This window comes from Microbacterium aurugineum, assembly GCF_023101205.1.
Classification (GTDB): domain Bacteria; phylum Actinomycetota; class Actinomycetes; order Actinomycetales; family Microbacteriaceae; genus Microbacterium; species Microbacterium aurugineum.
In genome coordinates, this window is record NZ_CP078078.1 from 1,503,912 (window position 1) to 1,524,980 (window position 21,069).

Annotated in this window: 20 protein-coding genes and 1 tRNA gene; 10 read left to right on the forward strand and 11 right to left on the reverse strand. The window is 68.0% G+C overall.

Annotation, left to right across the window (positions count from 1 at the left end):
- The first annotated feature begins 66 nt into the window (after positions 1-66).
- Positions 67-324 carry a type B 50S ribosomal protein L31 gene (locus tag KV397_RS07330; protein WP_047520045.1) on the forward strand — a complete coding sequence of 86 codons (258 nt, stop codon included), beginning with the start codon at positions 67-69 and terminating at the stop codon, positions 322-324.
- An 80-nt stretch (positions 325-404) separates the two neighbouring features.
- On the opposite strand, the gene KV397_RS07335 is transcribed toward KV397_RS07330, so the two are convergent.
- Genes KV397_RS07335 through KV397_RS07345 form a run of 3 tightly spaced genes read right to left on the reverse strand, consistent with a single transcriptional unit; the run spans position 405 to position 3,999 of the window.
- Positions 405-686: a hypothetical protein gene (locus tag KV397_RS07335; protein ID WP_248540516.1), complete on the reverse strand. Its 282-nt coding sequence runs from the start codon at positions 684-686 to the stop codon at positions 405-407.
- 59 nt (positions 687-745) lie between these two features.
- Entirely contained in the window at positions 746-1,999 is a 1,254-nt protein-coding gene (locus KV397_RS07340) for an alpha/beta fold hydrolase (RefSeq protein WP_232761756.1), read from the reverse strand.
- Positions 1,996-3,999, reverse strand: coding sequence for a DUF262 domain-containing protein (locus tag KV397_RS07345; RefSeq protein ID WP_261812542.1), 2,004 nt, complete (start codon positions 3,997-3,999; stop codon positions 1,996-1,998). The genes KV397_RS07340 and KV397_RS07345 overlap by 4 nt, the downstream gene beginning before the upstream one ends.
- 176 nt (positions 4,000-4,175) lie before the next feature.
- Here KV397_RS07345 and KV397_RS07350 point away from each other — a divergent pair, with 176 nt between their 5' ends.
- Together KV397_RS07350 and KV397_RS07355 are read left to right on the forward strand one after the other, a co-directional pair.
- The gene (locus KV397_RS07350) at positions 4,176-4,949 is read left to right on the forward strand and encodes a hypothetical protein (protein WP_047520053.1); all 774 of its coding nucleotides are present in this window, start codon (positions 4,176-4,178) and stop codon (positions 4,947-4,949) included.
- Between the two features lie 183 nt (positions 4,950-5,132).
- Positions 5,133-5,636 carry a DUF3145 domain-containing protein gene (locus tag KV397_RS07355; RefSeq protein WP_028501717.1) on the forward strand — a complete coding sequence of 168 codons (504 nt, stop codon included), beginning with the start codon at positions 5,133-5,135 and terminating at the stop codon, positions 5,634-5,636.
- A gap of 139 nt (positions 5,637-5,775) precedes the next feature.
- Here KV397_RS07355 and yczR read toward each other — a convergent pair whose 3' ends face one another.
- The gene (yczR, locus tag KV397_RS07360; protein ID WP_261812543.1) at positions 5,776-7,179 is read right to left on the reverse strand and encodes a MocR-like transcription factor YczR; all 1,404 of its coding nucleotides are present in this window, start codon (positions 7,177-7,179) and stop codon (positions 5,776-5,778) included.
- Between the two features lie 94 nt (positions 7,180-7,273).
- On the opposite strand from yczR, the gene yczE reads away from it, so the two are divergent.
- Positions 7,274-7,939 (forward strand): membrane protein YczE, encoded by a 666-nt coding sequence (gene yczE / locus KV397_RS07365; protein ID WP_261812544.1) that lies wholly within the window; start codon positions 7,274-7,276, stop codon positions 7,937-7,939.
- Positions 7,940-8,135: 196 nt separating this feature from the next.
- Here the strand turns inward: yczE and KV397_RS07370 are convergent, their stop codons facing one another.
- The 6 genes from KV397_RS07370 to aceE all read right to left on the reverse strand — a co-directional run bounded on the left by KV397_RS07370 (position 8,136) and on the right by aceE (position 15,761).
- Positions 8,136-9,374 (reverse strand): beta-ketoacyl-[acyl-carrier-protein] synthase family protein, encoded by a 1,239-nt coding sequence (locus KV397_RS07370; RefSeq protein ID WP_131491155.1) that lies wholly within the window; start codon positions 9,372-9,374, stop codon positions 8,136-8,138.
- A 97-nt stretch (positions 9,375-9,471) separates the two neighbouring features.
- Positions 9,472-9,720 (reverse strand): acyl carrier protein, encoded by a 249-nt coding sequence (locus KV397_RS07375; RefSeq protein WP_017202249.1) that lies wholly within the window; start codon positions 9,718-9,720, stop codon positions 9,472-9,474.
- Positions 9,721-9,788: 68 nt separating this feature from the next.
- Entirely contained in the window at positions 9,789-10,790 is a 1,002-nt protein-coding gene (locus tag KV397_RS07380) for a beta-ketoacyl-ACP synthase III (protein WP_131491154.1), read from the reverse strand.
- Positions 10,787-11,707 carry an ACP S-malonyltransferase gene (locus KV397_RS07385; protein ID WP_131491153.1) on the reverse strand — a complete coding sequence of 307 codons (921 nt, stop codon included), beginning with the start codon at positions 11,705-11,707 and terminating at the stop codon, positions 10,787-10,789. The genes KV397_RS07380 and KV397_RS07385 overlap by 4 nt, the downstream gene beginning before the upstream one ends.
- 99 nt (positions 11,708-11,806) lie before the next feature.
- The gene (locus tag KV397_RS07390; RefSeq protein WP_047520064.1) at positions 11,807-13,003 is read right to left on the reverse strand and encodes a PucR family transcriptional regulator; all 1,197 of its coding nucleotides are present in this window, start codon (positions 13,001-13,003) and stop codon (positions 11,807-11,809) included.
- 31 nt (positions 13,004-13,034) lie between these two features.
- The gene (gene aceE / locus KV397_RS07395; protein WP_047520066.1) at positions 13,035-15,761 is read right to left on the reverse strand and encodes a pyruvate dehydrogenase (acetyl-transferring), homodimeric type; all 2,727 of its coding nucleotides are present in this window, start codon (positions 15,759-15,761) and stop codon (positions 13,035-13,037) included.
- A gap of 153 nt (positions 15,762-15,914) precedes the next feature.
- Here aceE and KV397_RS07400 point away from each other — a divergent pair.
- The 5 genes from KV397_RS07400 to KV397_RS07420 all read left to right on the forward strand — a co-directional run bounded on the left by KV397_RS07400 (position 15,915) and on the right by KV397_RS07420 (position 19,324).
- A tRNA-Val gene (locus KV397_RS07400) sits at positions 15,915-15,987 on the forward strand.
- 32 nt (positions 15,988-16,019) lie between these two features.
- Positions 16,020-16,709 carry a potassium channel family protein gene (locus tag KV397_RS07405; RefSeq protein ID WP_134353805.1) on the forward strand — a complete coding sequence of 230 codons (690 nt, stop codon included), beginning with the start codon at positions 16,020-16,022 and terminating at the stop codon, positions 16,707-16,709.
- A 74-nt stretch (positions 16,710-16,783) separates the two neighbouring features.
- Positions 16,784-17,341 carry a dihydrofolate reductase family protein gene (locus tag KV397_RS07410; RefSeq protein WP_131491150.1) on the forward strand — a complete coding sequence of 186 codons (558 nt, stop codon included), beginning with the start codon at positions 16,784-16,786 and terminating at the stop codon, positions 17,339-17,341.
- An 83-nt stretch (positions 17,342-17,424) separates the two neighbouring features.
- Positions 17,425-18,312 (forward strand): TIGR01777 family oxidoreductase, encoded by an 888-nt coding sequence (locus KV397_RS07415; protein WP_131491149.1) that lies wholly within the window; start codon positions 17,425-17,427, stop codon positions 18,310-18,312.
- A gap of 58 nt (positions 18,313-18,370) precedes the next feature.
- Positions 18,371-19,324: an L-lactate dehydrogenase gene (locus KV397_RS07420; RefSeq protein WP_131491148.1), complete on the forward strand. Its 954-nt coding sequence runs from the start codon at positions 18,371-18,373 to the stop codon at positions 19,322-19,324.
- Positions 19,325-19,361: 37 nt separating this feature from the next.
- Here the strand turns inward: KV397_RS07420 and KV397_RS07425 are convergent, their stop codons facing one another.
- Positions 19,362-20,126 carry an SDR family oxidoreductase gene (locus KV397_RS07425; protein WP_261812545.1) on the reverse strand — a complete coding sequence of 255 codons (765 nt, stop codon included), beginning with the start codon at positions 20,124-20,126 and terminating at the stop codon, positions 19,362-19,364.
- 100 nt (positions 20,127-20,226) lie between these two features.
- Here KV397_RS07425 and KV397_RS07430 point away from each other — a divergent pair, with 100 nt between their 5' ends.
- Positions 20,227-21,063, forward strand: a complete 837-nt coding sequence (locus KV397_RS07430) for a helix-turn-helix transcriptional regulator (RefSeq protein ID WP_256534437.1) — start codon at positions 20,227-20,229, stop codon at positions 21,061-21,063.
- Positions 21,064-21,069 lie beyond the last annotated feature (6 nt).

Here is a 21,069-nt window from a genome sequence, read left to right on the forward strand (position 1 = left end):
GGTGCTCTCTGCACCGCAGACTTCCCTCGTCCCTGGCACAATCCAGGGCAGCAACTAAGGAATCCCATGAAGACTGACATTCACCCCGACTACCAGGCAGTCGTGTTCCGCGACCTCGGCTCGGGCGAGACGTTCCTCACCCGTTCGACCGTCACCAGCGACAAGACCATCGAGCTGGACGGCGTGGAGTACCCGGTGATCGACGTCGAGATCTCCTCGGCATCGCACCCGTTCTACACGGGCAAGCAGCGCATCATGGACTCGGCCGGTCGCGTCGAGAAGTTCAACCAGCGCTTCAAGGGCTTCGGCGGCTCGTCCAAGTAACGACTGCCACGACGAAGGCCCCATGCTCCTCGGAGCGTGGGGCCTTCGTCGTGCCCGGCCGTGTGCGTCGGATCCGGTCGTCAGATGTCGAGCCGGATCCGGCCGTCGTCGATCGTGTCCGGAGGATCGCCCGGGGCTGGGGCCGGGGCCGTCCGCTGCGTCTGACGGTCGCGCTCGATACCCGCCTCATGCGCAGACGGCGACCAGACGGCATCGAACGCGCCGCCGAGGCCCCCTCCGCCGGATTCGTACTTCTTCTCGATCGGTATCCGCGAGAAGCCGAACGCGATGGCGACGATCACGGCGGAAAGCAGGAGCAGCAGCACGCCGACCGTGACGAGTACGCCCACACCCTCTTCCATGCCCTCCAGGGTAGACGGCAGCGGGAACGAGGGCATCCGCCCCGAGGGGGAGGAGTCGCTCAGCGCAGACGGCGCCCGTGGGCCAGGTCGATCAGGCGCGACAGTACCGGCCCGGAGCGGAGTCCGTTGTGCTCGTGTTCGCTCGTCACCCACAGCGTGACGTCGGGAAGCAGGCGTGCCGTCTCGAGGGAGAACTCCATCGGGACGTAGACGTCGTTGACGTAGACCGCGGCGGCGCCCGTCGCTCCCGATGAGGCGATCGCGTCTGCATCGTAGATGCTCGGCCACTCGTGCTCCGCGAGCGCGAGAGTGACATCGCGCCACGGCTGGAAAGCGGGCACCGTCTCGGTCCACTCGCGACGGATGTGCTCGCCCGTGAACAGCGTCGGGTCGTCGCGGAAGTCGGAGGGCTCGGTGCGTTCAGCCGACCACCGCGTGGCGTGTCCGTCGGCGTAGCTCGACTCGTGGAAGGCGAAGTAGAGCGGGTTGCGGCCGTCGAAGGGCATCGCGTGCATCAGGTCGTACCGGAAGGCGTTGGAGGACGGGTCGCGTTCCAGAATCGACCACACCGTCTGCCAGCCGTCGTCGGTGCCGAGAGCGGATCCCAGCGACCGCAGCCGCGAGCGTGAGACGACTTCTCCGTCGGGCAGGACGATGTCTCCGGCATCCGCACGTTCGACGAGGCGCCGCATCACGTCGCGATGCTCGGGGAAGCGGCGGTAGTAGCGCTCCGAGGCGTCGCGCATCTTGTCGTAGCAGAGCGCATACACGTCGTCCGGGTGGCGCCCGACGGCGCTGAGGCCGCCGGTGATGAACACGTCGTCGAGCGAAGAGGCGTCGGTGGAGAGATACGCGAGGGTGGTGAAGCCGCCGAACGACTGTCCGAGCACGCTCCAGGTGGTGGCACCCAGGTGCTCGCGCACGGCCTCGCAGTCGCGCACGATCGCATCCGCGCGCAGGTGGGTGAGGTGCTCGGCCACGGCGTCCGTACCGCGCTCCAGGTCGTGATCTCCGACCGGGGTCGAGCGCCCGGTACCCCGCTGGTCGAGGAGCACCACCCGATAGTGCGCGAGTGCGCCGTCGAGCCACGCGGGCGCGGTCGAGGAATGGAACGGACGCGGCGCCTCATGGCCCGGACCGCCCTGGAGGAAGACCAGATACGGGAGAGATTCCCCGCCGGCGCGGGAGACCACGCGGGCGAACACCTCGATCGTGCGGGGGTCGGAGGCGTCGTCCCAGACCAGGGGGACTGTGAGGGTGTGGTCCTCGATGGTGAGGTCGAGCAGCTGGCGGACGGTGGTGCTCATGGTCACATCACGTTCCCGATGTAGGAGTACTTGACGAAGACCTCTGAGGCGATGCCCGACTCCTCGAGCACGCCCTGCACAGCGGTCATCATGTAATTGGAATCCCAGCCCATGTAGAGGAAGTGGCCCTCGTCGAGCTGGTCCCACTGGCCCTTCCACGCCATGTCCCGGTAGATCGGTCCGCCGTGTGCCGCGCAATAAGCCAGGGCTGCCTCCCTCGTGTCGGTCCAGGCGCGACGGAAGACCCGGTTGAACAGGTACTTGACGTCGGGGACCTCCCAGCGCTCACCGCGGTACTCGACATAGTCGAACTCGCGCTCCCATCCGGTGGGCCATCCGCGACGCCGCACGGCGTCCAGGATCGGTGTGAGTCCGTCGTCGTCGATCTCCGGGAGGGCGGGGCGCGCCCAGATGCGGATCAGCTCGGAGGTGAGGGCGACGGTGCGCTGGGTGATGGCCGCCGTGCCCCAGGAGGGGATCTCAGCGAGGTCACGCGTCGCAGGCACGGAGCTTCGGGCGTAGGCCTCGACACGCTTGATCGGGAAGGAAGCACCGAACACCCGTTCCGCCAACGGCTGCTCGAGAAGAGTCAGATTGCCGAGGGTCGGCGCGAGCGCCCGGTGGCTGTTCTGCTCATCCTCGGTGTATTCGCTCCACGGGCGCTCACCGTCGCCGGACCAGGCGTCTCCCGGAACGGTCGGCACGATGTGCTCGATGTCGTACGCGTCGAGGTCGTCGACGCCTTCCACACGCCCCAGGACGTAGGCGGGGTGGGGGAGTTCGCTGTACTTCAGAACTGCGCTCACTCGCTCGTCCGACGGAGTGATGCGGGCGAACGCGCGTGCGAGCGCGTCACGGCCGTCGCGGCGCGCGCGGCAGAGGCGCGCGATGAGACGCTCGGACGGCAGGTTGACCAGTGCCCGACGGAGATACAGCGCCTGAAGCCACTCCAGGGTCTCGATGAGTTCGGCGCGGTCGATGAGACCGCGGAGGTGGTCGCTGTAGGCGCTCATCACCAACGGGGCGGAGGCGCGGCCGAAGGTCGTGACCTGGCGCAGCTGCCGCGCGATCTCCGGATCCGGCTCGCGCGTCGGGTCGAGCAGGACGCCGTAGATCTCTGCATGGTGTCGCCACTCCTCGGCGTCGGCCTGGAGATGCGCGACGTCGACGCGGGGGAAGGACTGCCGGAAGGCGCTGTACACGCCGTGCTCGCCGTTCGCTGCGACCTCACGCCCCGTCACGAGGACGAGGTAGTGCCGCCAGAACGCTCCGATCGCCTCTCCCGTGTGGTGCTCGATCGGCACCCAGAAGCGGGCTTCGACGTCGACCTGCTCCGCGTGGCTGAGGCCCATCAGGATGTAGTTGTGGATGAGCTCGTGATCGCGCAGAGGCTCGCCGGTCGAGTTCAGGCTCTCGAAGATCTGCTGCGCGTTCGCTCGGGCGCCGAGAGTGATCGACACGTGCTCGAGCCGCTGCAGCCCGCGCCAGATCAGGGGGACCTCATCCACGTGGATCTGGCTGCGGAAGAACGCGTAGTTGTCGTCGAAGCGCGACTCGCGATCCGCGTCGTCGCGACGGTCGAGCACGACGGATTCGTAGAGCTCGGCCCAGGCGTCGTGGGGGCGCAGCTTCGTGCGTCCTGGTTCATCGGAGCGGACCAGGACGCGTTCGAGCGACGACGCCAGCACGGGGTCGGAGTCGCGGATGGCATGGTGCAGGGCCGCCACGAGAAGCATGAGCGTCGTGATGCGCTGCTGTCCGTCGATGAGGATGAGGTCGGACTCCCTCGAAGCACCGTCCTGCGCGGAGAGGATCGACCCCAGGAAGTGGCGGTGTGCGTCGTCTTCGCGCGCGACGGCACGGATGTCGGAGAGGAGCCGTTCGCAGCCGCCGATGTCCCACCGGTACTGGCGCTGGTACACCGGCACCACGATCGTGGACGTGTCCGCCGCGAGCCATTCGATCGTGTTGACTGCTGTCGCCTCGACGTTGGTCGCGGTGCTCATGCTGGTGTCTCGTCCTCCCGTAGCGACGGGTGCCGAGACTTCGCCGGGCACCCCGATCAGTCTATTCGGTTATGCACGGCCGACCTCCGAAGGGGGCGCAGGCCTCGCTGTTAGGCTTGCCTTATCAGGGCCTGTTAAAACGTGCTGGCCCCCGATGAAAGGAACATGACTCGATCATGGGTTACATCAAGTCCGCTGCCCTCGAGGACAAGGGATTCGTCGTCCTCGACAGCTACAACCAGGAGCTCGACCCCAAGGAGTGGCTCGACATCGAGTACAACGACTGGAAGTCGTCGGGTGACACCCGCTTCGCTCCGCTCGCGAGCGCTTTCGGTGACATCGAGTGCAACGGTTTCTGGAACCACAAGCCGCCGCGCACCGACAAGGACGGCGTCTGGATCGACTCGCAGACCGAGAAGGCCCCGAACCTGACGCGTCGTGCGCAGGAGCCGGGCGCCAACGTCGGACGCTGCCGCGTCATCGAGCTGCAGCCGACCCCGTACGGCGACTGCCTCTACAACCTCCACCAGGACGACAACAACCGTCTGAACCCCGACGGCACCGGCTGGGTCGTGCGCGGGTTCTTCAACCTGACCGATGACAAGGACAGCTACTTCGTCCTGCGCGAGAACCGCACGGACCCGAGCATCGAGTACCGCATCGCGCTTCCGGCCGGCGCGCAGCTCATCGTCGACACGCAGCGCCTGTGGCACGCGGCGACGCACAACGGCACCGAGCCGCGCTACTGCCTCATCACGTCGTGGACCTCGGGCCCCGAGCTGGACGCCTACATCGAGAAGTACCACGGCACCGACGACGTGCCCAACTACGAGGTCGACCAGGAGACGCTCGAGTTCGGGTACGCCGAGCAGGCTCGCAAGGACGCCGCTCGCGCGGCCTACTATGCCGCGAAGGGCCAGCAGGTGAAGCAGGCCATGAGCGAGGCCTGATCTCGTCAGACTCCGGACCGACTGCGGTCCGAAGGCCCCGGTCCTGGTGACCGGGGCCTTCGTCATGAATGACATGCTTGTGATTTCGGGCGAACTCGGCGAGAATGGGCGCACAACCGCATATTCTCGCCACTTCGTGGTTCAGGTCGTTGGGGAAGACGCACCTGATGAAACGGAGAGATCATGGCGACGGCTTACGCACGCGGAGTGGTGTTCATCCACTCTGCGCCTCGCGCGCTCTGCCCGCACCTCGAATGGGCGGTGGGTCGCGCTATCGGGCGTGCAGTGAACTTCGATTGGACCGAGCAGCCCGTGCTGAACGGCGCGCGACGAGCCGAGTTCTACTGGGACGGTCCGGTCGGCACCGGAGCTGCCCTCGCCACCTCGATCCGCGGCTGGGAGCACCTCCGCTTCGAGGTCACCGAGGACCCGACACCGCGCAGCGACGGCGGACGCTGGTTGCACACGCCCGACCTCGGCATCCACTACGCACAGACCGATGCGGCCGGGAACATCGTCATCGGTGAAGACCGGATCCGCTACGCGATGGAGATCGCCGCGGGCAGCGCGGTGGAACTGCAGCGCGAACTCGACATCGCCCTCGGGTCCGCGTGGGACGAGGAGCTCGAGCCCTTCAGACACGCCAGCGACGACGCCAGGGTCGTCTGGCTTCACAAGGTCGGGTAATCCCGACTCCAGAGACCGGGAGCGGGGAGGCGTGAGTATCGGATGCCGGTGAATCATCCCGGACGCTGAGAAGACGTATCCCCACCCCGCACGATGAGGACCCCGCCCCGGAGACGAGGCGGGGTCCTCATCGTCCGGATCAGATCACGGCGGCGTGCTCGAGTTCGTCGGCACGGGCTGCGGTGCCCTTGCGCACGTCTTCCCAGGCCAGGGCCAACCGCGTCATCGCCTCCGCGGTGCGGTCGGGCGGCAGGGTGATGGGCAGACGCAACCGTCGTTCCAGGACGCCACCGGTGGTGAAACGTGGGCCCGGCGGCAGGATGAGCTGCCGTTCACGCGCGGCCAGTGACAGCGCAGTGGAGAGCGGGCCGCCGATGTCGACCCAGGCCGAGAGCCCACCCGGTGTGCGAGGCATGTGCCAGCCGGCGATCCCGGCGACGCCGGCTTCGACGGCAGCGCGTCCTGCGCGCAGACGTCGGCCCACGTGCGAGGTGAGGGCGGGCATCTCCGTGAGCAGCTCGATCGCGATGCACTGCTCCAGCAGTGCGGTACCGAGCTCGAAGGAAGGCCGTACCGCGAGCAGCCGCGCGACGACGGAGCGTTCGGCACGGATCCACCCGATCCGCATTCCTCCCCAGGCGATCTTGGACATCGATCCGACGGTGATGACGTTGGGTCCGCTGGCGGACATCGGCGTGGGCGACCACCCTCGGTCGATGTCCAACTCCGTGGTCGTCTCGTCGACGATCAGATGCGTGCCCACGTTGCGCGAGGTCGTCACGATCCGCTGGCGGTCCTCGTCCGGCAGGGTGGCCCCGGTCGGGTTGTGGAAGTCGGGGATCAGATAGGCGACGTGAGGACGCGCGTTGAGCAGCGTCTCGTTGAGGTGCCGTGTATCCCACCCCTCCACGTCGACCGGGGTGGGGACCAGTCGGTACCCGTGGCGGTGCAGAGCCTCGAGCGCGTGGGGGAAGGTCGGTTGCTCGACGAGCGCTCTCTCGCCCCGTCGGCCGATCGCCGTGAGGATCAGGTTGACCGCGTTGAGCGCCCCGGAGGTGATGATGATCTCCTCCGCCGATGTCGGGGCTCCGCGCTCACGGAACCGCTGCGCGACCGCGTCTCGGAGTTCCGGCAGTCCTTGCAGCGAGTACCCGCTCGTGCCGCGCAGTGCGGCCAGCCGCGGGAGCGACCGCACGGTGGCGTCGTACAGCCCGGGGGTGGAGTCCATGGAGGCGATGGAGAGGTCGATGGCCGTGTCGTCAGCGTCGAGGCCGGGGGCTGCGTGATCGTGGGGGAGGGCGACGCGCGTGCTGCCCCCGTGCAGCCGGATGACGTAGCCGTCATCCTCCAGCAGGCCGTAGGCGCGGGTGATGGTCGAGCGAGACCGACGCAGCTCCCGCGCGAGGGCGCGTTCGCTGGGCAGGCGTTCGCCGACGGTCAACCGGCCGTCGAGGACCAAGGCGCGGATGCGATCGGCCAGCACGCTCGCGGCGGCACCGGCCACGTTGTGCGCCCCGAGCTGTTCGACGAGTCGTGATCCCATGAGTCCAGCATGGCGCAAACTGGACTCGTATCGGCAGGCCACTTGTCGCCAGTGGCCTCGGCATCGCGCTGTATGCGGGAGCCAGAGTGGAATCATGCTCCTCCGTGCCGTGCTGCTCCCCATCCAGGCGTCCTCCCGCAGGGACCTCGTCGAGCGTCTCGTACAGCTCGTGTTCGGCCTGTTCCTCTACGGCGTCGCGCTCGGGTTCATGGTGCGCGGCGGCATCGGGGTGGCGCCGTGGGACGTCCTAGCGCTCGGACTGGCCGGCCAGACGGGTGTCGGCTACGGCGCCATGACCGTGATCGTCTCGGTCGTCGTCCTGTTGCTGTGGATCCCGCTGCGTCAGCGTGTGGGCCTCGGAACCGTGTTGAACGCGCTTCTGGTCGGGCCCAGCGCTGATCTCGCGCTGCTCCTGATCCCGCAGCCTCCCTCCGTCTGGATCGGGGCTCCGATGTTCGTCTTCGGGCTGGTGCTGTTGGCCTTCGCGACCGGCCTCTACATCGCCGCGGACTTCGGTCCCGGTCCGCGGGATGGGCTGATGACCGGTCTGGTTCGGCGCACCGGATGGGCCGTCTGGGTGGTGCGCACCCTGATCGAGGGCAGCGTCCTGGTGATCGGCTTCATCCTCGGAGGCCCTGTGGGCGTCGGTACGGTGCTTTTCGCGTTCGGGGTCGGCCCGCTGATCGGGGTGTTCCTCCCGTATCTCACCCGATGGCGTGAGGCTCGTTCGCGGCGACTCGGAACACTGCGCGCAGCCTGAGCGGCATCCACATCCGTCCGGGCTCTTCCCGGATCCGTCCCGAGTCTTCCGGGCCGAAGTGCGCTCGACACGTGCATGATCCGCGCACGCCTGCATGACCGAGCGCCAGGAGGAGGCCAGACATCCGTCGGATTCTCATGCATATGCGAAGAGAGGCCCTCCGGAATCCCGGAGGGCCTCTCGCTGCACGGTGGCGTCAGTCGGCGCTGGCGACCACGAGGACCGCGTTGTGTCCGCCGAAGCCGAACGAGTTGCTGATGGCGATCTGCGGACCGTCGCCGAGCGCCGTGGGTGCGCCCGAGAGGCGGAACGGCACGGCGGGGTCCGGCTCGGTCATGTTGATCGTCGGGGGTGCGACACGGTCACGGAGCGCGAGGATCGAGAAGATGGCCTCCAGTGCGCCGGTGCCGCCGAGCAGGTGTCCCGTGGAGGCCTTCGTGGCGGAGACGGGGATCTCATCGATCCGGTCTCCGAAGACCTTCTTGAGCGCGACGTACTCGTTGGGGTCGCCGACCGGAGTGGACGTCGCGTGCGCGTTGATGTGCGTGACCTGATCAGCGGTGATGCCGGCCTCTTCGAGCGCCTGCGTGACGGCACGGGCCGCGCCGTTGCCCTCGGGATCGTTGCCGGTGATGTGGTACGCGTCGGCGGTGACTCCGCCGCCCAGAACGTAGCCGTAGATCTTGGCGCCGCGAGCCTTGGCGTGCTCTTCGGTCTCGAGGATCAGCGCGGCGGCGCCCTCGCCCATGACGAAGCCGTCACGGTCGATCGCGCCGGGGCGGGAAGCGTGGGCCGGGTCGTCGTTCCGACGCGACAGCGCCTGCGCCGAAGCGAAGGAAGCCATCGTGATCGGGTGGATCGCGGATTCGGTACCGCCGGCGATCACGACGTCGGCGAGGCCGTCCTGCAGATGGTGGTATGCGTGGATGATCGATTCGGTGCTCGAGGCGCACGCGCTGACGACGGTCTGCGCGTAGGCGCGGGCCTCGAACTGCAGGGAGAGGTTGCCGGCGGCCGCATTGGGCATGAGCATCGGGACCGTGAGCGGCATGACCCGACGGGGGCCCTTCTCGCGCAGCGTGTCCCAGGCGTCGAGGAGAGTCCAGAGTCCGCCGATGCCGGTGGCGAAGTCGATACCGAGGCGCTCGGGGGCGACCTCGGGGGTGCCCGCATCCGCCCACGCCTCGCGTGCTGCGATCAGGGCGAACTGCGAGGACGGGTCGAGGCGCTTCGCCTCATGGCGGGGGAGAACCTCTTCCGGGCGGACGATCGCCTCGGCGGCGAAGGTGACGGGCAGCTCGTACTGCTGGACCCAGTCGTGTTCGAGCGTGCGGGTGCCGGACATGCCGGCCAGCAGGTTCGTCCAGTTCTCCGGGGCCGTTCCGCCGATGGCGGAGGTGGCGCCGATGCCGGTGACGACGATGCGCTTGGTCATGGGGTGTGGTTCCTTGTCGAAACGAAGTCGAACGGGTGAGAGGGCAAGGCGGAGGATGCCACTCCCCGCGAGGTGCGGGGGTGGCATCCTGCCGGGATTACTCCTGGCCCGCGACGATGAAGTTGACGGCGTCGCCGACGGTCTTGAGGTTCTTGACCTCGTCGTCGGGGATCGTGACACCGAACTTCTCTTCGGCGTTGACGACGATCGTCATCATCGAGATGGAGTCGATGTCGAGGTCGTCGGTGAACGACTTTTCCAGGGCGACCTCGGAGGCGTTGATGCCGGTCTCGTCGGTGATGAGCTCTGCGAGGCCCGCGAGGACCTCATCGTTGGTGAAAGCCATGTGGTCTTCCTCTTTCTTACGGGTTGTATTCGGAACCGTGGAACAGTCTAGAGAAGGTCAGCGCATTCTCAGGGAAGGACGACGACCTGCGCGGCGAACACCAGTCCTGCTCCGAACCCGATCTGCAGGGCGAGCCCGCCCGAGAGCTCGGGGTGCTCGGCCATCAGCCGGTGGCTCGCGAGCGGGATCGACGCGGCCGAGGTGTTGCCCGTGGTCTCGATGTCGCGGGCGATCACCGTCGACTCGGGGAGCTTCAGCTGCTTGGCGAACTCGTCGATGATGCGCATGTTGGCCTGGTGCGGGATGAACGCGGCGATGTCGGTGGGCTCCACACCCGCCTTGTCGAGTGCCTCTCGGGCGACCTTGGCCATCTCCCACACCGCCCAGCGGAAGACGGTCTGCCCCTCCTGACGGAGTGTCGGCCAGGGCGCGACACCGTCGCGGAAGTCCGTGAGCGTGGCGTTCATGCCCACGGCATCGGCCTTCGAGCCGTCGGAGCCCCAGACGGCGGGTGCGATCCCCGGCGTGTCGCTCGGGCCGAGGAGCGCTGCGCCCGCACCATCGCCGAGGAGGAAGGAGATGCTGCGATCGGTCGGGTCGACGACGTCGGAGAGCTTCTCGGTGCCGATCACCAGGGCGTAGCGCGCGGCGCCGGCCTTGATCAGTGCATCGGCCTGGGCGATCGCGTAGGCGTAGCCGGCGCAGGCGGCATTGATGTCGTACGCCGCGGCGGGGTTCGCGCCCACGCGGTCGGCGACGATGGCCGAGACGGAAGGGGTCTGCTTCGGGTTGCTGATGGTCGCGACGATGACCAGGTCGACCTGATCGGCCGGCACGCCCGACTTCTCGATGGCTTCGGACGCCGCCTCCGCAGCGAGGTCGATCGCATCCGTGTTCTTGTCGGCGCGGACGCGGGTGATGATGCCGGTGCGCTGGCGGATCCACTCGTCGCTGGAGTCGATCGGGCCGATCAGATCTTCGTTCGGCACGGCGTTCTCGCCGCGCGCGGCGCCGTAGGAGTAGATACGCGTGTATGCCGGTCCGGTCACCTGGGCGAGGGTGGGGCTCATGCGGCTTCTCCGTTCAGCAGCGCGACGGCTGCATCGAGGTCTTCGGGGGTCTTCACGGCGACCGTCGGCACGCCTCGGAGGCCGCGCTTGGCGAGGCCGACCAGCGCACCGGCGGGCGCGAGCTCGATGACACCGGTGACGCCGGCGTCTGCGAAGGATGTCATGCAGAGGTCCCAGCGCACCGGCGACGAGACCTGGTCGACCAGGAAGCTCAGCGCCTGGGTGCCATCCGTGACGGCAGAACCGTCACGGTTGGTCCAGAGCGTGATGTCGGGGTTCGCGGGGGTGACGTCGGCGACCGCGTCGCGGAGGACGGAGACCGCGGAGGCCATGTACCGGGTATGGAACGCGCCGGCGACCTGCAGCGGAACCACGCGGGTTCCCTTGAGTGGTTCCTCGGCGAGAGCGGCGAGAGCCGGAAGCGCGCCGGCGACCACGATCTGGCCGCCGCCGTTGTAGTTCGCGGGGGAGAGGTGGAGTTCGGCGAGTCGCGCCAGGAGGGCTTCTTCATCGCCGCCGAGCACAGCGCTCATGCCGGTCTGCTCCTGCGCTGCGGCGTCGGCCATCGCGCGGCCCCGGATGCCGACGAGGCGCATCCCGGTGTCGGCGTCGATGACGTTGCTGCCGACGAGAGCGGCGATCTCACCGACGGAGTGTCCGGCGATGCCGTCGGCGCGTCGGCCCGCTCGCTGGACCAGTGCGTCACCGGCGATCAGCGAAGCCGCGACGATCAGCGGCTGCGCGATACGCGTGTCGCGGATCGTGTCGGCGTCGGACACCGTGCCGTGTTCGCGAAGATCGACCTCCGCGGCGTCCGAGTACGCGGCGAGGCGTTCGGCCACTCCGTCGAGCTCGAGCCAAGGAGCGAGGAAACCGGGGGTCTGCGAGCCCTGACCAGGGCATACGACGACAATCACCCACCCAGTCTGCCAACGATTGCGGCAGAGCGGTGGATGATCCATCACAAGATTCCGAAAAACCCTTGTGTGTGGCGTACAGAACGGCGGCGGACGGGCTCAGCGCTGCGGGCGTCGCAGCGGCGCCCGCTTGCGCACCTGCTCGGCGGCGCCGATGGATCCGAGGATGAGGGCGGTCTGCAGGATGAGCGCCTCGCGGGGCCCCGTGGCGTCCCAACCGATGACTTCGCTCACGCGCTTGAGGCGATAGCGCACCGTGTTGGGGTGCACGAAGAGCTCGCGCGCGGTCGCCTCGAGGGAGCGTCCGTTGTCGAGGTAGCTCCAGAGCGTGGTGACCAGATCGGTCGAATGCGCCTGCAAGGGACGGAAGATCCGCTCGATCAGGGTCTGCTTCGCGAGCGGATCTCCGGCGAGCGCCCGCTCAGGCAGCAGATCATCGGCTTCGACGGGGCGTGGAGCACCGCGCCAGGCACGCGCGACCGCGAACCCGGCGAGGGCGGCCCGAGCGCTCTGGCTCGCATCGACGAGCGCGGCCACGGGGGGTCCGAGGACGACGTAGCCCGGCCCGAAGGACGGCTCGAGGCGGGAGGCGATCTCCTGGAACCCGAGTTCCTCCTCCTCGTTCTCCTGGCCGTCCACGCGCGCGCGTCCGAGGACGAGCACGAGACGGGATCCCTGCACGCCGATGAGGACATCGACGGCGAGCTTCCTGGCAGTTCGGCGGACCAGGTCCACGTCGAACTGCGGCGGTGTCGTACCGACGAGGACAGCGACCTCGCCGTGACCGTGCCACCCGAGCGCCGCGATGCGGCTCGGAAGCTCTTCGTCGGCCTCTCCGGTGAGGATCGAGTCGACGACGAGGGCCTCGAGACGTGCGTCCCAGAGCCCTCGGGCCTCCGCGGCCCTGGCGTAGACGTCGGCCGCAGCGAACGCGACATCGCGGGAGTAGAGCAGGATCGCCTCGCGCAGGTCGTTCCCGCGCCCGGCGACGCGCTCCTCGGTGACTTCCACCGTCACGCGGATGAGTTGCAGCGTCTGCTGGAGGCTGACGCTGCGCAACAGCTCCCGGGGAGCGGCGGCGAAGATGTCGGCCGCGATCCACGGGGTGGAGGTCGGATCCTCGTACCACTGGATGAACGACGTGATGCCCGCCTGGGCCACCAGCCCGACCGCGGAGCGGCGGGCTGGTGGCATGTCGGCGTACCACGGAAGGGTGTCCTCCAGGCGCTTGATCGTCACCGAGGCGATGTCACCGGAGATCCGGCGCAGCCAGGTGAGCGTCGCGGCCTTGTCCATGCCGGAAGGAGAGGATCCTGTCACCGAGGGCTCAGCTTTCGCCGCCCGCGTTGCCGCTGGTTCCCGCGTTCACGTCGTGCAGGCTGTACTTCTGGATCGCCTGTGCCGCGAGCGAACGGTCGACCGTACCCTCTTCGGCGAGCGACTGCAGCGTCCGGACCACGATCGACGGTCCGTCGATCTTGAAGAACCGTCGTGCCGCGGCACGGGTGTCGGAGAAACCGAAGCCGTCGGCGCCGAGCGTGGCGAAGCGGTTCGGAACCCACGGGCGGATCTGATCCTGCACGGCGTGCATGAAGTCGCTCACGGCGACGACCGGACCCTCGGCACCCTGCAGCTTCTCGGTGAGGTACGCGGTGCGCGGCTCGGCCTCGGGGTGCAGGAAGTTGTGCTCGTCGGCGGCGAGGCCGTCACGACGCAGCTCGGTCCAGGAGGTGACCGACCAGACATCGGCGATCACACCCCAGTCGTTCTTCAGGAGTTCCTGCGCCTCGAGCGCCCACGGCAGGCCGACGCCCGACGCGAAGAGCTGGGCGCGGGGGCCGTCGCCCTCGCCGACCGACACGCGGTGGATGCCTCGCACGATGCCGTCCACGTCCACGTTCTCCGGCTCAGCCGGCTGCACGAGGGGCTCGTTGTAGAGCGTGATGTAGTACATCACGTTCGGGTCCTCGTGCTCGCCGCCGTACATGCGGTCGATGCCGGATCGCACGATGTGCGCGATCTCGTAGCCGTAGGCCGGGTCGTACGAGAGCGTCGCCGGGTTGGTGGCCGCCAGCAGGTGCGAGTGACCATCGGCGTGCTGCAGGCCTTCACCCGTGAGGGTGGTGCGACCCGCCGTCGCGCCCATGATGAACCCGCGGGCCATCTGGTCGCCCGCCGCCCACTGGGCGTCGCCCGTGCGCTGGAAGCCGAACATCGAGTAGAAGATGTAGATCGGGATGAGCGGCTCGCCATGGGTGGCGTACGAGGTTCCCGCAGCCGTGAATGCCGCGACCGCGCCCGCCTCGTTGATGCCGACGTGCACGATCTGCCCCTGCGGGCTCTCCTTGTAGGCGAGGAGCAGCTCGCGGTCGACCGAGGTGTAGTGCTGGCCGTTCGGGTTGTAGATCTTCGCGGTCGGGAAGTACGCGTCCATACCGAACGTGCGTGCCTCGTCGGGGATGATCGGCACGATGCGGTGGCCGAAGTCCTTCGTGCGGAGGAGATCCTTCAGCAGACGGACGAAAGCCATGGTCGTGGCGATCTCCTGCGTGCCGGAGCCCTTCTTGGGAAGCGCGTACGCGGCGTCGTCCGGCAACGAGAGACCCACATGGGTCGACCGGCGCTCGGGGAGGAATCCGCCGAGAGCCTGACGGCGCTCGAGCATGTACTGGATCGTCTCGTCCTGGGGCCCCGGGTTGTAGTAGGGCGGCAGGTAGGGGTTCTCCTCGAGCTGCGCGTCCGTGATCGGGATGTGCATCGCGTCGCGGAACGTCTTGAGGTTGTCCAGCGTCATCTTCTTCATCTGGTGGGTCGCGTTGCGGCCCTCGAAGTGCGGACCGAGGCCGTAGCCCTTGACGGTCTTCGCGAGGATGACGGTGGGCTTGCCCTTGTGCTCGGTCGCGGCCTTGAACGCGGCGTAGACCTTGCGGTAGTCGTGGCCTCCGCGCTTCAGGTTCCAGATGTCGTCGTCGGAGTAATCCTTGACGAGGGCGGCGGCACGCTCGTCGCGTCCGAAGAAGTGCTCGCGGATGTACGCGCCGGACTCGGCCTTGTAGGTCTGGTAGTCGCCGTCGGGGGTGACGTTCATCAGGTTGAGCAGCGCACCCTCGGTGTCGCGGGCGAGCAGATCGTCCCACTCGCGGCCCCAGACGACCTTGATGACGTTCCAGCCCGCGCCGCGGAAGAACGACTCGAGTTCCTGGACGATCTTGCCGTTGCCGCGCACCGGACCGTCGAGACGCTGCAGGTTGCAGTTCACGACGAAGGTCAGGTTGTCGAGTCCCTCGTTCGCTGCCACCTGGAGCTGACCGCGGCTCTCGACCTCGTCCATCTCACCGTCGCCGAGGAACGCCCAGACGTGCGACTGGGAGGTGTCCTTGATGCCGCGATTCTCGAGGTACTTGTTCGACATCGCCTGGTAGATCGCGTTGATGGGGCCGAGGCCCATCGACACGGTCGGGAACTGCCAGTACTCCGGCATCAGACGCGGATGCGGGTAGGAGGGGATGCCGTACGGCGCGTGCGACTTCTCCTGACGGAAACCGTCGAGCTGGTCCTCACTCAGGCGTCCCTCGAGGAACGACCGTGCGTAGGTGCCGGGGGAGGCGTGACCCTGGATGAAGATCTGGTCGGCCCCGCCGGGGTTGTCGGCGCCCTTGAAGAAGTGGTTGAAGCCGACCTCGTAGAGAGCGGCCGACGAGGCATACGTCGAGATGTGACCGCCGACGCCGATGCCGGGGCGCTGTGCGCGGTGCACCGTGATCGCAGCGTTCCAGCGGATCCAGGCCCGATAGCGGCGCTCGACCTCTTCGTCACCCGGGAACTCGGGCTCGTTCTCCGGGGCGATCGTGTTGATGTAGTCCGTCGTCGGGACCATCGGCACGCCCAGGTGCAGTTCCTTGGAACGCTTGAGCAGGCTGAGCATGATCTCGCGGCCGCGGCCGTGGCCCTTGGCATCCACCAGCTCATCGAGGGACTGCTGCCACTCGCCGGTCTCCTCCGGATCGCTGTCGAGGGGGCCCTGGGAGTACGGATCCTGGTCGTGCACGGTCACGGGGGAACCTTTCGTCAAGCTGGCAGGTCATGCCAAGGAAACGGGAAGCGACACGGGCAGCCTTGTCAGCTGTGCACAACGCGCGCCGGATTCAGCCTATCCCTCTTCCACGACACGGGTGCGCATCGGCCTCCCGATAGACTGACGGCACCAGGGCCTTTAGCTCAGCTGGTAGAGCGCCACGTTTACACCGTGGATGTCGTCGGTTCGATCCCGGCAGGGCCCACCTCGCGCGCGACGCTCGTGTTAGATGGGCGCATGGATTCGTCACGTTCGTCTTTCGATCGCTGGGATCGCTTCGCGCGTGTGCCGCTCGTGTTCGCCGGGGTCATCTTCATCATCGGCTTCTCCGTCTTCGTCATCGCTCCCGATCTGCCGCCGCTCGTGCGGACGGTCACCGGCAACACGACGATCCTGACGTGGTTCATCTTCGCCGTGGACTACATCGTCCGTGTCTGCCTCACTCGGAAGGGCACGAGATGGCGTTACGTGGTGCGTCACCCCGTGGAGCTTCTCGCGGTCCTTCTTCCGGTGTTCCGTGCCGTGCGCGTGGTCGACCTCGCTCGTCAACTGCCGTTCTTCCATGCCCGCACCGGCAGCGTGGTGAGGACCGAGCTGATCATCTACTCCGCCGCGTACTCGGTGACCTTCGTCTATTTCCTCGCTCTCTCGACGCTGAGCGTGGAGCGGTCCGCGCCGGATGCGACCATCGACAGCTTCGGCGATGCCGTGTGGTGGGCGTTCGTGACCCTGACGACGGTCGGCTACGGCGACATGTACCCCGTGACCGTCGCGGGGCGGTTCTTCGCCGTGCTCCTGATGCTGGGCGGCATCGTCATCATCGGCATCACATCGGGAACCGTGGTCTCCTACATCACCGACCGCGTGCGCGAGTACGCCTTGAGCTCGTCGTCGAGCGACAAGGCGGACCCCGACCGGAGCGAGTGAGTCGTCTCCCGGCGATGCCCACCGCACGCCTGCGGACTCTGGCGGTCACGCGGCCACGGACCTAGGCTCCCGGCATGGGACTCCTGACCTTCAGCATCAACGTCACCCTCGACGGCTGCATCGATCACGAAGTGGGCATCGCCGACGACGAGACACACGCGTATTACACCCGTCTCCTCGAAGAATCCGGCGCGATGCTCTGGGGGCGCACCACCTACGAGATGATGGAGGATGCCTGGCCCGCCGTCGCGCGAGGAGAGACGGACGCCCCGCCGGCGCTGCGCGACTGGGCTGTCGCCCTGGAAGCCACACCCAAGTACGTGGTCTCCGCCACACGCCAGGATTTCCCGTGGACGAACAGCCACCGGATCCACGGCGATCTGCGCGCCGGAGTGCAGAGACTCAAGGATGAGACGCGCGACGGGGTCCTCGTGGGAAGCGGCATGCTCGCGACCGAACTCGACCGGTTGGACCTGATCGACGAGTACCGGTTCCTGGTGCATCCGCGGATCGCGGGCCACGGTCCCACGCTGTACGAGCGGGGGCTCCCCGCCACTCGACGCCTGGCGCTGGTCTCGTCGACACCGTTCCGTAGCGGTGCGGTAGCCCTGCACTACCGTCGCGCCGACTGACCTCGGCTAGGGGCATCGCCGGGACGGCGCGTACGCTGGTGAACCATACGATTCGACGACCGACGGACAGGAAGCTGCAGCACATGGCGCGACGCATCGTCGTGAGCGGGGCCTCGGGCCTGATCGGTTCAGCCCTCGTCTCCTCCCTGCGCGCCGACGGGATCGACGTCACCGTTCTGGTCCGTCGTGCGCCGCACGGAGCGGGTGAGGCGCAATGGGCACCGGGGGAGCGTCCGCTCGATCCGGACGTGCTCGCCGGTGCGGAAGCCGTCGTCGCGCTCGGCGGCGCCAGCGTCGGCCGTCTGCCCTGGACACGCCGCTACCGCGCGGAACTCGTCGATTCGCGCTTGCAGACGACCCGCACCATGACGACGGCCCTGCGTGCCCTGCGCTCGGATGCGCCGGCACTGGTCTCGGCGTCCGCTGTCGGGTACTACGGGTCCGCTCCCGGCGAAGTCCTCACGGAGGAGTCCGCAGCCGGTGAGACCTTTCTCGCCGATCTGACCGTGCGCTGGGAGGCCGAGGCTCGACGCGCCGAGGACCACACCAGGGTCGCGCTGCTCCGCACCGCCCCCGTGATCCATCGTCGCGGAGTGCTCAAGCCGCTCATCCAGCTGACCCGCTTCGGCGTCTCCGGTCCTCTCGGACGCGGAACACAGGTCTGGCCCTGGATCTCGCTCGACGATGAGGTCCGGGGGATCCGGCACGTCCTGGACACGAAGCTCGCCGGACCGGTCAACCTCACGGGGCCGACCCCCGCGTCTGCGAACGACATCGGCCGGGAGCTCGCTGCGCGCATGCACAGACCGTTCTGGCTCCCCGCGCCGGCCTGGGCTCTGCGCCTCGCCCTCGGCGACGCAGCGGACTCGCTGCTCCTTCCGGACGCCGATGTGCGGCCGCGGGTTCTGGAGCGCGGGGGCTTCGAGTTCGCTCATCCGACGGTCGCTCAGGCGGTCGCCGCCGCGCTGTGAGCATTTCCGACGGCGTTCCCCCTGCCGGAGAGGCGCACTGCACTGCGAGACTGAGCGCATGGAGATCATCGAGAACTCGAAGCTCACGGTCGTCGGCGCGGGAAGCGTGGGATCCAGCGTCGCCTACGCCGCACTGATCCGCGGATCTGCGCGTCATGTCGCGCTCTACGACATCGCCACCGAGAAGGTCGAGGCGGAGGTCCTCGACCTCGCGCACGGAACGCAGTTCACGGGTTCGAGCGACATCGTCGGTGGCAGCGACATCTCGGTGGCCGCGGGTTCGCACGTCGTCGTGATCACGGCGGGAGCCAAGCAGAAGCCGGGACAGACCCGGATCGAGCTCGCTGAGGTCAATGCGGGGATCATCCGCCGCATGATGCCCGAACTGCTCGAGGTCGCACCGAACGCGGTGTACGTGATCGTCACCAACCCGTGCGACGTGCTCACCGTGATCGCTCAGGAGGAGACCGGACTCCCGCCGGAGCGGATCTTCGCGTCCGGTACGGTGCTCGACACCTCGCGGCTGCGCTGGAAGCTTGCCGAGAGGGCGGGCGTGTCGACGGCCAGTGTCCACGCCCATATCGTCGGCGAGCACGGTGACACGGAGTTCCCGTTGTGGTCTCGGGCGACCATCGGCACCGTGCCGATCCTCGAGTGGGAGACGCCGGGACACCCCCGGTTCACCCTCGAGGAGTTGCAGGAGATCGCCGTCGACGTGCGCGATGCCGCCTACAAGGTCATCCTCGGCAAGGGGGCGACGAACTACGCCATCGGGCTGTCGAGTGCGCGAATCGTCGAGGCCATCCTTCACGACGAGCACGCCGTCATGCCCGTGAGCACGGTGTTGCGCGACTTCCACGGTGTCGACGGAGTCGCGCTGTCGGTGCCTTCGATCGTCAGTGCGACGGGCGCTGTCCCGATCCGCAACACGTCGTTCTCCGACCACGAGCTCGCGCTGCTGCGGCAGTCCGCCGACGCGTTGACGGCGGCTGCGGCGTCTCTGCACCCGTGAGCGGGGCGCCGGTGCGCGACCGGCACCCCGCGTCGGCTCAGCGCCCGTGCGGGTCGGTGGCGTTCAGCGTGGCGACGACCCGGTCGTAGTCACCGCGGGCCTCTCCGTAGCGGAGGAATTTCACGCGTTCCACCTGGATCTCGGTGGCGTTCGGCCGCGACTCGATCAGCTCCATCACTTCGTCGATGAACTCGTTGAGCGGCATAGCGGACTCGTTCTCCTCATGTCCGGGCATGAGAGGCGTGCGCACCGCCGGCGGTTCCAGCTCGAGCACCGACACACTGCTCCCTTCGAGCTGCAGGCGCAGGGATTCGCTGAGCATGTGGATCGCGGCCTTGCTGGCGTTGTAGCTCGGCGTCGCGCGGAGCGGGGCGAAGGCGAGGCCGGACGAGACCGTCATGATCGTCGCTTCCGGCTGCGCGCGCAGATGCTCGACGAAAGCGGCGCTCAGCCGGATCGGCCCGAGGATGTTCGTCTCGACGGTCTCCTCGGCGGTGGAGAGGAATCCGGTGGGCGTGGTCCAGTCCTCGGCTCGCATGACACCGGCCATCGTGATCAGCACGTTCAGGGCGGGGTGCTCTGCGAGGACAGCTCGGGAGGCCGCATGGATGCTGTCGGCGTCGGTCGTGTCGATCCGCACCGTGTGGATACCGGGGTGCTCGCCGGCGATGGCCGTGAGCCGGTCTTCGCGGCGTCCTCCCACGATCACGGTGTTGCCGCGTGCATGCAGACGCACGGCGAGGGCGAGGCCGATGCCGCTCGTCGCGCCCGGGATGAAGATGGTGTTTCCGCTGATGTTCATACGATCAGCCTCGGCGTCTCGGAACCGCCCCTCCAGAGAGCGGTCATCCAGGGATCACCGGTCCCTGGAACCTGCGCGGACGTCGGGGGATACTTCAGAGGTGGATCGTGATGCACTGGCCGAGTTCCTGCTCCGGCGACGTGAGGCACTGCGGCCTGCCGACGTGGGACTTCCGTCCGGACCTCGACGCCGGACCTCCGGGTTGCGCAGAGAAGAGGTGGCACAGCTGGCGACCATGTCGACGGACTACTACACGCGCCTGGAGCAGCGGCGGGGACCCCAGCCCAGCGTGCAGATCCTCTCCTCCCTGGCACGTGCTCTGCGCCTGACCGAAGACGAGCGCGACTACCTCTTCCGGCTCTGCGGACACAGCGCCCCGGACCGCGCCCCCCTCACCGAGTACGTGCGTCCCGGCATCCTCCGCGTGCTCGACCGGCTGCACGACACCCCGGCATTCGTCGTCTCGCTGCTCGATGAAGTTCTCGTGCAGAACGATGCCTCCCGCGCTCTCGTGGGCGATTCGACCGCACTCACCGGGCTCGACCGGAGCGGCATCTACCGCTGGTTCGCCCATCCCGACGTCGAGCGGCGGCGATATCGCGAGGTCGATCACCCGCGACAGGCTCGTGCCCTCGTCGGCGCTCTGCGCGCCGCACACGGGGTGATGGGTCCCCGGTCGCGGGCGGGGGAGATCGTCGAGGCGCTGTCAGCCCGGAGCCCGGAGTTCGTGGAGCTGTGGGAGGCGCACGTGGTGAGCCGACGGTTCGAGCAGCACAAAGTGATGGTGCACCCGGAGCTGGGGGAGATCGAGGTCGACTGCCAGGCGCTGTTCAGTGAGGACGAATCGCAGGCGCTGATCGTCCTCACCGCCGCACCCGGGAGCGAATCGGCGGGCAAGCTCGAGTTCCTTCGCGTGCTCGGCACGCAGCGCGTCTGACGCGAT

Excerpts from the sequence above, each read along its gene's own strand:
- yczR (WP_261812543.1), bottom strand. The coding sequence starts at position 7,179 with ATGGGATCACGACTCGTCGAACAGCTCGGGGCGCACAACGTGGCCGGT.
- KV397_RS07380 (WP_131491154.1), bottom strand. The coding sequence starts at position 10,790 with ATGAGCCCCACCCTCGCCCAGGTGACCGGACCGGCATACACGCGTATC.
- KV397_RS07415 (WP_131491149.1), top strand. The coding sequence starts at position 17,425 with ATGGCGCGACGCATCGTCGTGAGCGGGGCCTCGGGCCTGATCGGTTCA.
- KV397_RS07355 (WP_028501717.1), top strand. The coding sequence starts at position 5,133 with ATGGCGACGGCTTACGCACGCGGAGTGGTGTTCATCCACTCTGCGCCT.
- KV397_RS07390 (WP_047520064.1), bottom strand. The coding sequence starts at position 13,003 with ATGGACAAGGCCGCGACGCTCACCTGGCTGCGCCGGATCTCCGGTGAC.
- KV397_RS07425 (WP_261812545.1), bottom strand. The coding sequence starts at position 20,126 with ATGAACATCAGCGGAAACACCATCTTCATCCCGGGCGCGACGAGCGGC.
- KV397_RS07420 (WP_131491148.1), top strand. The coding sequence starts at position 18,371 with ATGGAGATCATCGAGAACTCGAAGCTCACGGTCGTCGGCGCGGGAAGC.
- KV397_RS07345 (WP_261812542.1), bottom strand. The coding sequence starts at position 3,999 with ATGAGCACCGCGACCAACGTCGAGGCGACAGCAGTCAACACGATCGAA.
- yczE (WP_261812544.1), top strand. The coding sequence starts at position 7,274 with ATGCTCCTCCGTGCCGTGCTGCTCCCCATCCAGGCGTCCTCCCGCAGG.
- KV397_RS07410 (WP_131491150.1), top strand. The coding sequence starts at position 16,784 with ATGGGACTCCTGACCTTCAGCATCAACGTCACCCTCGACGGCTGCATC.
- KV397_RS07375 (WP_017202249.1), bottom strand. The coding sequence starts at position 9,720 with ATGGCTTTCACCAACGATGAGGTCCTCGCGGGCCTCGCAGAGCTCATC.
- KV397_RS07350 (WP_047520053.1), top strand. The coding sequence starts at position 4,176 with ATGGGTTACATCAAGTCCGCTGCCCTCGAGGACAAGGGATTCGTCGTC.
- KV397_RS07405 (WP_134353805.1), top strand. The coding sequence starts at position 16,020 with ATGGATTCGTCACGTTCGTCTTTCGATCGCTGGGATCGCTTCGCGCGT.
- KV397_RS07330 (WP_047520045.1), top strand. The coding sequence starts at position 67 with ATGAAGACTGACATTCACCCCGACTACCAGGCAGTCGTGTTCCGCGAC.
- KV397_RS07335 (WP_248540516.1), bottom strand. The coding sequence starts at position 686 with ATGGAAGAGGGTGTGGGCGTACTCGTCACGGTCGGCGTGCTGCTGCTC.
- KV397_RS07370 (WP_131491155.1), bottom strand. The coding sequence starts at position 9,374 with ATGACCAAGCGCATCGTCGTCACCGGCATCGGCGCCACCTCCGCCATC.